The organism is Acinetobacter brisouii CIP 110357, assembly GCF_000488275.1.
GTDB lineage: Bacteria > Pseudomonadota > Gammaproteobacteria > Pseudomonadales > Moraxellaceae > Acinetobacter > Acinetobacter brisouii.
Window position 1 is genome coordinate 212,879 of record NZ_KI530762.1, and the last position, 10,338, is coordinate 223,216.

12 protein-coding genes are annotated in these 10,338 nt (G+C 41.8%); 4 read left to right on the forward strand and 8 right to left on the reverse strand.

Annotation, left to right across the window (positions count from 1 at the left end; genetic code table 11):
* Nucleotides 1–6 precede the first annotated feature (6 nt).
* Together P255_RS00955 and P255_RS00960 are read right to left on the reverse strand one after the other, a co-directional pair.
* A complete protein-coding gene (locus tag P255_RS00955) occupies nucleotides 7–417 on the reverse strand; it encodes an OsmC family protein (RefSeq protein ID WP_004899107.1) in 411 nt (136 codons plus the stop codon).
* Nucleotides 414–1,307: a pirin family protein gene (locus tag P255_RS00960; RefSeq protein WP_004899109.1), complete on the reverse strand. Its 894-nt coding sequence runs from the start codon at nucleotides 1,305–1,307 to the stop codon at nucleotides 414–416. The genes P255_RS00955 and P255_RS00960 overlap by 4 nt, the downstream gene beginning before the upstream one ends.
* Before the next feature lie 198 nt (nucleotides 1,308–1,505).
* Between P255_RS00960 and P255_RS00965 the strand changes: the two genes are divergently transcribed.
* Nucleotides 1,506–3,155, forward strand: coding sequence for a PglL family O-oligosaccharyltransferase (locus P255_RS00965; RefSeq protein ID WP_004899112.1), 1,650 nt, complete (start codon nucleotides 1,506–1,508; stop codon nucleotides 3,153–3,155).
* A gap of 331 nt (nucleotides 3,156–3,486) precedes the next feature.
* Here the strand turns inward: P255_RS00965 and bfr are convergent, their stop codons facing one another.
* The 6 genes from bfr to gmk form a co-directional block, all read right to left on the reverse strand.
* A complete protein-coding gene (gene bfr, locus P255_RS00970; RefSeq protein ID WP_004899114.1) occupies nucleotides 3,487–3,960 on the reverse strand; it encodes a heteropolymeric bacterioferritin subunit Bfr in 474 nt (157 codons plus the stop codon).
* A 200-nt stretch (nucleotides 3,961–4,160) separates the two neighbouring features.
* Complete coding sequence (locus P255_RS00975; RefSeq protein ID WP_035364910.1) at nucleotides 4,161–4,355, reverse strand: bacterioferritin-associated ferredoxin; 195 nt, start codon at nucleotides 4,353–4,355, stop codon at nucleotides 4,161–4,163.
* A gap of 156 nt (nucleotides 4,356–4,511) precedes the next feature.
* Entirely contained in the window at nucleotides 4,512–4,892 is a 381-nt protein-coding gene (locus P255_RS00980) for a RidA family protein (RefSeq protein WP_004754460.1), read from the reverse strand.
* 74 nt (nucleotides 4,893–4,966) lie between these two features.
* Nucleotides 4,967–7,072: a RelA/SpoT family protein gene (locus P255_RS00985; RefSeq protein ID WP_004899121.1), complete on the reverse strand. Its 2,106-nt coding sequence runs from the start codon at nucleotides 7,070–7,072 to the stop codon at nucleotides 4,967–4,969.
* Between the two features lie 205 nt (nucleotides 7,073–7,277).
* Complete coding sequence (gene rpoZ / locus P255_RS00990) at nucleotides 7,278–7,556, reverse strand: DNA-directed RNA polymerase subunit omega (protein ID WP_004899123.1); 279 nt, start codon at nucleotides 7,554–7,556, stop codon at nucleotides 7,278–7,280.
* A gap of 75 nt (nucleotides 7,557–7,631) precedes the next feature.
* Entirely contained in the window at nucleotides 7,632–8,252 is a 621-nt protein-coding gene (gene gmk, locus P255_RS00995) for a guanylate kinase (RefSeq protein ID WP_004899128.1), read from the reverse strand.
* A 120-nt stretch (nucleotides 8,253–8,372) separates the two neighbouring features.
* Between gmk and ispH the strand changes: the two genes are divergently transcribed.
* The 3 genes from ispH to pilV all read left to right on the forward strand — a co-directional run.
* The gene (ispH, locus tag P255_RS01000) at nucleotides 8,373–9,323 is read left to right on the forward strand and encodes a 4-hydroxy-3-methylbut-2-enyl diphosphate reductase (RefSeq protein ID WP_004899130.1); all 951 of its coding nucleotides are present in this window, start codon (nucleotides 8,373–8,375) and stop codon (nucleotides 9,321–9,323) included.
* 223 nt (nucleotides 9,324–9,546) lie between these two features.
* Nucleotides 9,547–10,020 carry a pilus assembly FimT family protein gene (locus P255_RS01005; protein WP_004899132.1) on the forward strand — a complete coding sequence of 158 codons (474 nt, stop codon included), beginning with the start codon at nucleotides 9,547–9,549 and terminating at the stop codon, nucleotides 10,018–10,020.
* Nucleotides 10,010–10,338 (forward strand): type IV pilus modification protein PilV (pilV, locus tag P255_RS01010; RefSeq protein WP_023274441.1); only part of this gene is annotated, 329 nt, incomplete at its 3' end. The genes P255_RS01005 and pilV, both read left to right, overlap by 11 nt.

The following is a 10,338-nucleotide window of genomic DNA, read 5'->3' on the forward strand; positions in this document are numbered from 1 at the left end:
TGTAAACTATGTAGCAGGGTCGAAAATTTGTGTTTCGATCTTGACACTGCGCAACAAGGTTTTTGTGACAGGTGTTTTTTGACAAACGGCCAAAAGTTTCTGACGCAAGTCATCGGTTATGGGTTGAGGAAATTCAATTTGACGTTGAATGTGTTCAGAACCATCCTGATGGCTCAGAAACTGAGCAGTGACCTTAAACTCGCCCAAGTCAAATCCTTTATGTTTGGCATACATGCGTAGCGTAATCATGGTGCATGCTACAAGGCTACTGCATAGCAAGTCATAAGGTGCTGCACCCTGATCATGACCTTCAAGATGTTCAGGTTCATCAGTAAAAAAGTGATGTTCACCACAATGAATCAGTCCTTTCCATGGTTCAGGTAAGCTTTGAACTTGACTACGACCCACAATACTCATTTTGATGCCCTCATTTGTTCGGGAAATGCAGGTGCTTGTAAACGTTCACCTGGATAATCAGGAATCTCTCCAAAGCGGCTGTCATGCTGTAACCAGTGTTGATGCGCAGCTTTAATTTCATCTTCGCTACGACCGACATAGTTCCACCACAGTAAAATTGGTGATTCAAATGGTTCTCCACCAATCAGGAGCACGCGGCTATCGGCTGACAGCACCAGACTGATGTCACTTGAACCTGTTTCAAAGATCAGCATATTGTCTGTGGTCAGCACATGATCATTGATCTGCGCCTGCCCCGAGAGTAGTAAAATGCCATACTCAAAATCGGGCTTCAGCGGCAATGTGGTCTGGGTTGCCTGTGCTGCATACAGATCGACGGCAAGTAATGGGCTATAGACTTCGACAGGGGATGTATGCCCTAAAAAGTCGCCGACTAAAACCCGACATTCAATCTGGTCTTTCTGTATGACGGGTAGCTCAGGATAATGCTGAAACTTGGCGGGCATATTGCGTTTGTCATCGGGTAGGGCAATCCAGAGCTGTGCTGTATGCAGTTGGGTTTCATGAGGAGGCGTGACTTCTGTATGAGAAATACCGTAACCTGCAGTCATGAGATTGACCTGTTTGGGCTGGATCAGTTGTTTTGAACCCAAACTGTCAGTATGCATTAGCGTACCTTCAATCATCCACGTGAAGGTCTGTAAACCAATATGCGGGTGTGGGCCAATATCCAGTCCCTCACCCTGAACAAACTCGACTGGACCAGCATGGTCGAGAAAGCACCATGCGCCAATCATGCGTTTTTCTCGGTGTGGCAAGGCACGTGCAATGACTGTACCTTGCCCAATTTCGGCGCGACGTAAATGAAGCTCTTTTCCTTGATGCGGCATGCGATGTGTCCTTTGTTGTCAATGTTATGAGTATGATCTTAGCAAGCTCTGCCTTGATGACATGTTTGAATTTTATAAATCATCATCCTATAAATAGAAAAATTTATTCAAGATTAGGGTGTAATGGTGAGGTTGTGCTACATAGCTTTACTCAAAAATATTCTATAATACGTGCTTTATTTTTCACCTGTTTTGCTCATGATGCAAAGATTCCTGTTTCTTGCGATTGCGGTGCTGCTGGCATTGTCATGGCTATCTCCATATCACTATACCCCGTGGCTGACGCTATCTAGTGAATTATTAGCATATGCGGCTGCCTTATGTACGCTGGCTCTATATATTGACAAGCCCTTACAATTGCCCAAGCTGAATGTGCCACTATTTGTGATGGCCTGTATCCCGTTTGTGCAGTGGGGATTTGGCATTGAGTTTTATTTCAGTAAGGCATTGTTGTCGACATTGTATGTTTTTGCCTTTGCCATGATGGTTGTACTTGGATTTAATCTGACCCAAGATCCCGTGCAGCGTGAAAAAGTCTTTAAAGGCTTTAGCTTACTGACTTTTGTAGTCGGTTTAATCAGCGTTGGCATAGCATTGCTGCAATGGCTGCATCTCGATCAGGGATTATCACTGATTATGCCATTACGTGGTAATCGTCCTTATGCGAACTTTGCTCAGCCCAACAATATGGCAACTTTCCTGATGATGGGGTTGATGAGTTGTCTATATCTGTTTGAAAAACGCACCTTACCCACTTGGTTGGTCACGTTAGGGGCATTATTGCTCACCTTTACCATTGCACTCAGTCAGTCTCGTACGCCTTGGGTGGCTTGTGTGGTACTCAGTATTTATCTATTTTTTAAACTCTCCACGGCGTATCGTTTCAAGCGTTACCATGTTGCTGCATGGGTGATGATTTACGTGGGTTGCTTACTGGCAATTCCGAGCCTAAATGCGATTTTGGTTCATCTGGGGTTGTCTCATTCAGAAATGTCGGATGTGATTGCGCGTGCCAGTTCGAGCCACTCTCGCTTTAATATCTGGATGCAAATGCTGTATGCCATTCAGCAACATCCGTGGTTGGGCTATGGCTGGAATCAAACCAGTTATGCGCAATTGGTCGGAGCAGATTTTCTTCAGCACAACGAACGAACCAACAGTGCGCATAACCTCATTTTAGAATTACTGGTCTGGAATGGTGTTGTTGTTGGAACAGCGATTGTTGCTTATATCGCATGGTGGCTTTGGCGGCTCAACAAACAGGTGGAAAAGAGCGAGTCATTGGTTGCAACGCTGATGGTCTGTTGTGTCTTGATTCATGCGATGTTTGAATTCCCACAGGATTATGCTTATTTCTTATTACCTATTGGCTTTTTACTGGGAGTCATTCAGGCACAGACCCCAAAACTCAAGGTGTTTTCACTATCTGCAAACTTGAATACTACCATTTTAGTGATCGGTATTTTGCTTTACGGTTTAATCTGGCGCGATTATCTCAGTTCAATTGATGCCTTAAATCAGGGGCATAAACATTCTGATCAGGGTATTCCAGCAGTTAAACCTTATCGAGTTTATGTGTTGGATCAGTTTGATCAACGTGCTAACTGGTATTATCTGGATCGTTTTAGCCGTTTGTCACCACAACAATTAGAGCATTATCATCAGGTTGCCGTTACTACACCAACGCATTATGATTTATATAAATATGCCCAGCTTTTAGCATATAACGGGCAGAACCAAGAAGCCCAGCATCAATTAACCTTGATTCATGGTTTATATCAAGTGAATCATCCTTATGGTCAGCTCTTGCTTGACCAAGATCATAATAGTCGTGCTATTCGTAAGTGATGCTCAGTAAAAAACCTGCTTTACAGCCTAATGCCAGTCAGTTAAGTAATTGACTGGCATTTTCTTTTTTGAATTGATGATGCGTGATGCTTCACAGAAGTGTTATCTATCTTTAGTCAAGATAAAACATATCGAGCAAAAGATGCTTCCGAGATTTATCCATTCAATGAGGATATTGACCTGTTTTTTGGGCGAAGAATATTACTTGTGTAAATGAGTGAAAATGAATTTAATTATTTGATTTATAGTAATTTATTTAAATTTATCAAAAACATGAAGGAGATGATTGAAAATCTCCTTCACTGATCAGCATTTACATGTCTGCTGGTTCTTACTCATCAGCCATGTTGCTCTGAATATAGTTTTCGATACCTACACTTTCTATGAGGTCGATCTGAGTTTCCAGCCAGTCCCAGTAATTTTCCTCATGCTCTAGAATTTCCTGAACCAGATCACGTGAGACATAATCTTGCAGCTGTTCTGACAATGCGACAGCTTTTTGCAGTGCTTCAATATTTTCTTTGACTTTCCGCACATCGCACTGTAACACCTCTAAAGTATGCTGACCGATATATAATTTACCTAAATGTTGCAGGTTTGGCAGACCTTCAAGAAATAAAATACGTTCAATGACTTTGTCCGCATGTTTCATTTGACGGATAGATTCTTTGTATTCGGCAGAGCCAAGTTTCTCAACTCCCCAGTCATTAAACATACGTGAATGCAGAAAATATTGATTGATCGCCGTGAGATGGTGATACAACACCTGATTTAACTGATTGATAACATCGCGATTGCCTTTCATTATTATTTCTCCGCAAATAATGCAAGCCTCAACAGGGTTAAGGCAATGATAAGTTTATCTTAACCAAGAAGTTGTATTGCTGCGAGTAATTTATCGAACGGCAAATGAAAATCACCATCACATGCTGAAGATGTGTCTTTGAGACCTAAAACCCACTCTAAATCAAAAGCGGACAAGGAGATGTTGCCCCTGTAATGGAGCTATGCGGCGATAGAAATCTTTGCAGCAATGGCAGCCAGTTCTTCATTAATCAGGTTACGGGCTTCAGGTGCACAGCGACCACAGCAAGTGCCTAAATCGAGTAAATCACGAATTTCCCGAAAACTTTCTGCACCATTGGCAACTGCATCTTTGATATCTTGGTCGGTAATTCCACGACATAAACAAACATACATGTGCGCACCCATGAAAAGATAAATACGATTATTGATATTAGTGATAATTTTTATCGTTTGTCAATGGGTTTCATCTACAGATACACAAAACTCTAATTGGCTTTTTGAATGAAAAAAAACCACCTGATCGGTGGTTTTATAGACAGCGTTTGGTGCTTAAGGAATGATCACAATACCATCCATTTCAACCAAAGCCCCTTTAGGTAAGCTTGCCACGCCCAACGCTGCACGTGCAGGGTAAGGCTGCGGGAAGTATTCCCCCATAATCTGGTTGACTAATTGAAAATTAGATAAGTCTGTCAAGAAGATATTCAATTTTGCAAAATCTGCTAAAGAGCCGCCAGCAGCTTCACAAACAGCCTTGATGTTGTCAAAAACACGGCGAATTTGTGCTTCAATACCATCAACCAATTCCATGCTGTATGGATCTAAACCAATTTGTCCAGAAAGATACAGTGTATTCCCAACTAAAATGGCTTGAGAGTAAGTTCCAATCGCAGCAGGTGCATTTTCAGTATGAATCACTTGGCGTGACATTCATGTCTCCTTTACAAATTCAATGACCTATATCATTTATATATAGCACACAATCTATGTAGGATGCGCTTAAATTATACAACTTTATGCGTTTCGCTAATCATCACAGGTGTATCTTGACGTAAAATTCGTGGAAAACCGAAGTGTAAACGCAGCTCACGAATGACTTGAGCAATTTCTTTACGGTTATTGACCACGACATTGACATAGGTTTTGTTGTCTTGGGAGTTAATCATTTCTACCCCAAATTTGGCTTTACGACATTGATAGATCAGATCAGAAATTTGCTCGTCATTCATGCTCATATCAATGCATAAATATGCGGTAAAACTCACATCATCAACTTCGTAATCACTCCACTGTAACGGCATGATATTTTCAGGATGTAGATGCTGCTCATGTAGCAGATTATGGCAGCGTTCACGGTGTACAATCAATCCACGACGGGATAAATGTCCTTGAATTGGATCGCCCAAAATTGGGTTACAACAGCGCGCATATTTGACATCAATACCATCTGTCCCCTGAATCAGGCGATGTGAACTTGGTTCTTCCACTTGACTGTCGATAGCAAATAAATGATTGGCAACCAGTTGTGGTAGCAGATCACCGACAGCAATTTGTTCATATAGGGTATTTTTATTGTCAACATGACGCCATTCTAAAACATTGATCCAGTCATCTTCAGATAACTCGTGACTAGAACTGTTAAACAGGCGTAAAGCACGATCAAGTGCCTGTTTACCAATAATACGCTGTTCTTCAACATCTTGATCACGCAAAATGTTTTGGATTGCACGGCGTGCTTTTTGTGTATTAATGAAACTCAGCCAGTCAGGGTTTGGGCTTGCGAGCACATCGGTTAGAATTTCTACCACTTGCCCACTCGCAAGAGGGGTGGACAGCGGCTTGGTCTCTCCATCGACTTTTGCCCCAATCGCATGGTTACCTAAAAACAGGCTGGCAGCATAGGCAAAATCGACAATAGTCGCACCTTGCGGGAGCTCATGAAGATGCCCGTGTGGTGTATAAACCCAGATCTTTTCCTGATGCAGATAGTCTAGTAAATCATTAAAAGTCGTTTTGGCACATTCACCATCAATTAAGGTATTCAGGTTTTGCATAGATGCCTGAATGGCTGAGCGGCATGCTTGAGGGGCATTTTCACCGAGGACTACACCAAAACGTGCGGCCTTGCGCATAAGCTCAGTTTGAATGGTCAGGGATAGGGTAGTTTTTTCACCCTTTAATCGCATCATCAGGGACTGGTTGCCACCTGGTAATGGTCGACGGATATGATCGTTAAATTGTAAAACCTGAAAGTTTTCCCGTAACACATCGACAAGACGGTCACAGTCGGCAATGCTGGTTAGAATAATTTCGAAGGTATGACTACGGGTAAGTTCTTGTAGATTAATGTCATTTTTAAGGAAGTGGCGAATCAGCTCAATATTATTATTTTTCTTTTTAATGCGACCTGTAATCTGGTGTCGCTGTAGCAACTGTGTGAGATTTTTTTCCCAGATTTGTTGATATTCACAGCGTTTCGGTCGAGTCTGTTGAAGTGCTTGCTGAATTTTGTTGAATACGTCAAGGTCAAGATTTTGGTAACATAGATATTCGAGATTATCACCCATTTCATTCATCCCGACGATACGTGCCATAGGCACAAAAATATCAAAGGTTTCTTGGGCAATTCGGGCGCGTTTATCAGGGCGTAACGCATCAAGCGTGGTCATGTTGTGATAGCGGTCTGCCAGTTTGATGATGATTACGCGTGGGTCTTGCAAAGTGGCTTGTAGAATTTTACGAAAAGAGGCGGCTTTATTGACCTGTTTGTCACTAGAGTGGGTCAGTTTGGTGACACCGTCGACCAGTTCGGCAACGACCTTACCAAACTTGCTCGCAATCTCTTCTTTACTAAATTCAGTATCTTCAATTACATCATGCAGCAACGCTGCCATCAGCGTCTGGGAATCAAGTCGCATGTGCGCCAGAATGCTAGATACGGCAATTGGGTGCAGCACATAAGGCTCGCCGCTTTTACGTGTGATCCCGCTGTGAGCAAGGTCGGCAAAATCACAGGCAGCAAGCACCAGTTCGACATCTTTTTCTGACAGATATTCGTCAATAATCAGTTTCAGTTGTTGCTTGGCTTGGCTGACTTCTTCGCCTGGCATAAACCACCTTTAATTCAATGCTAAATCACAAATGGAAACGTTAGCCCTTTAATGAAAAACATTCTGTGGGTCTTGTCAATTTTTCTCACTGAAAAAACCAAAAATATTTCAATAAAGTTGATTATTTCACTCAATATTGCATCATAACTGTGCAAACAAAAAAGCCTAGTTGAACCAACTAGGCTTTATTGCAAAAAACTTGGACTTAGAAAGTAAAGCCTTCTAGGTTTAGGTTATTTGCAGAAAGAGCAAGATCAAGGCTTGATACTTGGTAGTCTTGCTCACGTTGTTTCAAAATGTCTTTGTTTACATGACCTGCTGCAATTTCACGTAAAGCCACAACTGTTGGCTTGTCATTGTCCCACTCTACAGTTGGTTCAATGCCTTGACGTGATAATTGGCGCGCACGTTTACTTGCCACAAGGACCAATTCAAAACGGTTGTCTACATGGTCTAAACAATCTTCAACAGTTACGCGTGCCATAACAAATCTCTTACTGAGTTAAATTTAACTAGACTATGCAGTATAAGGTGCTTTGCACATAGACTCAAGTTTTAATCAATTCTCTGGGTGCAACAATTTTTCAATCAATTGCTGATGACGCCGAGCTTGCTGTAGCATAGTCAGGCGGTTAGCGTTGATTACGGACTCCAAATCATGTAGAGCTTTATTAAAGTCATCATTAATAATCACATAATCAAAATTGACGTATTGCTGCATGTCGGTAATTGCGCAACTTAAACGATGTTCAATGACTTCTACTGCATCTGTACCACGGTTTGACAGGCGTTGGCGTAAGTCAAACTGACTTGGTGGCAAAATAAAAATCTGTTTAGATTCAGGGAATAATTTGCGAACTTGCTCTGCACCTTGCCAGTCAATTTCGAGTAAAACGTCATGCCCTTTTTCAAGTTGCTGCTTGACGGTTGCTTGTGACGTTCCATAGTAATTACCAAATACTTCCGCATATTCGATAAAACCACCTTCTTTAACTTGCGCTAAAAAGTGATCTTTACTGGTGAAGTGATAATGTACGCCATCGAGTTCACCGGGACGCTGCCCACGAGTAGTATGAGAAACAGAAACATGTAGATTGGTTACACGTTCAAGCAGGGCTTTGACCAGAGATGTTTTGCCAGTTCCTGACGCTGCAGAAACGACAAACAATAGACCCGACATGATATTTTTTCCTGATATGATAAAATATCTTCTCTATATTAGAGTAGAGCGCGGCTAAACTGAATAGTTTGGTCAATAAATTCAAAAAATACAGTCATTGCCTGTCAGATTGAGGAAGTTATGGAAATTGTATTGGCGAACCCACGAGGCTTTTGTGCAGGTGTTGACCGTGCGATTGCAATTGTCAATCGGGCACTTGAGTGTTTTCAGCCACCAATTTATGTACGCCATGAAGTCGTACACAATAAATTTGTCGTAGATGATCTGCGTCAGCGTGGTGCGATCTTTGTCGATGAACTTGACGAAGTTCCAGACGATAATATTGTGATTTTTAGTGCGCATGGGGTATCCAAAGCAGTCCAGCAGGAAGCAGCGCGCCGTGGCTTAAAAGTATTTGATGCAACTTGTCCGCTGGTTACCAAGGTACATATTGAAGTGACTAAATATGCCCGGGAAGGCGTAGAAGCGATTCTGATTGGACATCATGGTCACCCTGAGGTTGAGGGAACGATGGGCCAATACGATAAAAATAACGGTGGTGAAATTTACTTGGTTGAAAACGAGCAGGATGTTGCTGAGCTACAAGTAAAACACCCTGAAAGAGTCGCTTTTGTCACGCAAACCACACTGTCGATTGATGATACTGCGAAAGTGATTGATGCCTTGCGCCAAAAATACCCGCATATTCAGGGTCCTCGTAAAGATGATATTTGCTATGCAACCCAAAACCGTCAGGATGCGGTGCGTGATTTAGCTGAAAAGTGCGATGTTGTTTTGGTTGTGGGTTCTCCTAACTCATCCAATTCGAATCGTTTGCGTGAACTTGCAGAGCGCATGGGGAAAACCGCGTATTTGGTCGACAATGCCGAGCAGTTGCAGCCAGACTGGTTTCAACCAACCACTAAGGTCGGTGTAACTGCGGGCGCATCAGCTCCCGAAATCTTAATTAAGCAAGTGATTCAGCGGTTACAGGACTGGGGTGCAGAGTCTCCTGAAGAACTTGATGGGCGTGAAGAAAATGTAACATTTAGCCTGCCTAAAGAGTTGCGTATACATATTGTGCAAGCTTGAACATTATAGTTTTTAAAACGGATCGTGACTGGTCCGTTTTTTTTGTTTTATTTTTTGATGTAAATTGATATATTATGTGATATGTATCACAAAATAGATACATTTTAAATACATCTTATTTCATAAATTATGAATTTTATTAATAAATGACAGCACTTAATTTGTACGAATTATGAAGTAAATCTTATTAAAAATATGAATTATTTAAAAATATGAGGGGAATATGCAGTCCATTCGGGGATTTACATTATTTGAATTAATCGTAGTAGTTATTATTATTGCTATTATTTCGGTAATGGCTGTGCCAGCTTTTGCGAATATTCTTCTTAAACAGAATTTAAATAAAAGTACACGAGATTTAGTCATTGTCTTGGAAAAAGCGCGCTCTAAAGCGGCTTTAGAGCGCCGTACTGTGACAGTAACTTTGAATTCATCCTCAGCAGATACAGACAGCACTTTAAATTGGGCTGCATCAGGAAAGGCAGCCCTTGTTTCAACGACAACATCAATCGTATTTCGTTCTGATGGCATGGTTCAGGACTCAACCACCACGACATCACCGCTAAGCTCTGATTTAACCTTGGTTTTGTGTGATCAAGTACAGGCACAGGCGCAATATTCAAAAAGAATAATTCTTTCTCGTATAGGGGTAGTCCAACAACGTGATCTTGTGACGGGGAACTGTAATGCCAGTTAAATATCAGCAAGGTGTTGGTTTGCTCGAAGTTTTGGTTGCATTGCTACTTTTGGTAATTGGAGTGTTGGGCTTTGTGGGCTTGCAGTTGCGTGCTGTAGAAGCAACATCCGAAGGGTTTAATCGTATTCAGGCCATGAATATAGCACGCGATTTGGCTGAAAAAATACGGATTAATAATTCTGCTATAACCGAATATCAGACTCAATTAGCCAATAACGCCAATAACGCCAATAACGCCAATAACGGCAATAACGGCAATAACGGCAATAACGGCAATAATGGCAATAATGGCAATAACGGCAATAACGGCAATAACGG

Bases quoted from the DNA above. Each gene is read 5' to 3' on its own strand.
- ispH (WP_004899130.1), top strand. From the start codon at position 8,373: ATGGAAATTGTATTGGCGAACCCACGAGGCTTTTGTGCAGGTGTTGAC.
- P255_RS00980 (WP_004754460.1), bottom strand. From the start codon at position 4,892: ATGTCACGCCAAGTGATTCATACTGAAAATGCACCTGCTGCGATTGGA.
- bfr (WP_004899114.1), bottom strand. From the start codon at position 3,960: ATGAAAGGCAATCGCGATGTTATCAATCAGTTAAATCAGGTGTTGTAT.
- P255_RS01005 (WP_004899132.1), top strand. From the start codon at position 9,547: ATGCAGTCCATTCGGGGATTTACATTATTTGAATTAATCGTAGTAGTT.
- P255_RS00955 (WP_004899107.1), bottom strand. From the start codon at position 417: ATGAGTATTGTGGGTCGTAGTCAAGTTCAAAGCTTACCTGAACCATGG.
- P255_RS00975 (WP_035364910.1), bottom strand. From the start codon at position 4,355: ATGTATGTTTGTTTATGTCGTGGAATTACCGACCAAGATATCAAAGAT.
- rpoZ (WP_004899123.1), bottom strand. From the start codon at position 7,556: ATGGCACGCGTAACTGTTGAAGATTGTTTAGACCATGTAGACAACCGT.
- gmk (WP_004899128.1), bottom strand. From the start codon at position 8,252: ATGTCGGGTCTATTGTTTGTCGTTTCTGCAGCGTCAGGAACTGGCAAA.
- P255_RS00960 (WP_004899109.1), bottom strand. From the start codon at position 1,307: ATGCCGCATCAAGGAAAAGAGCTTCATTTACGTCGCGCCGAAATTGGG.
- P255_RS00985 (WP_004899121.1), bottom strand. From the start codon at position 7,072: ATGCCAGGCGAAGAAGTCAGCCAAGCCAAGCAACAACTGAAACTGATT.
- P255_RS00965 (WP_004899112.1), top strand. From the start codon at position 1,506: ATGATGCAAAGATTCCTGTTTCTTGCGATTGCGGTGCTGCTGGCATTG.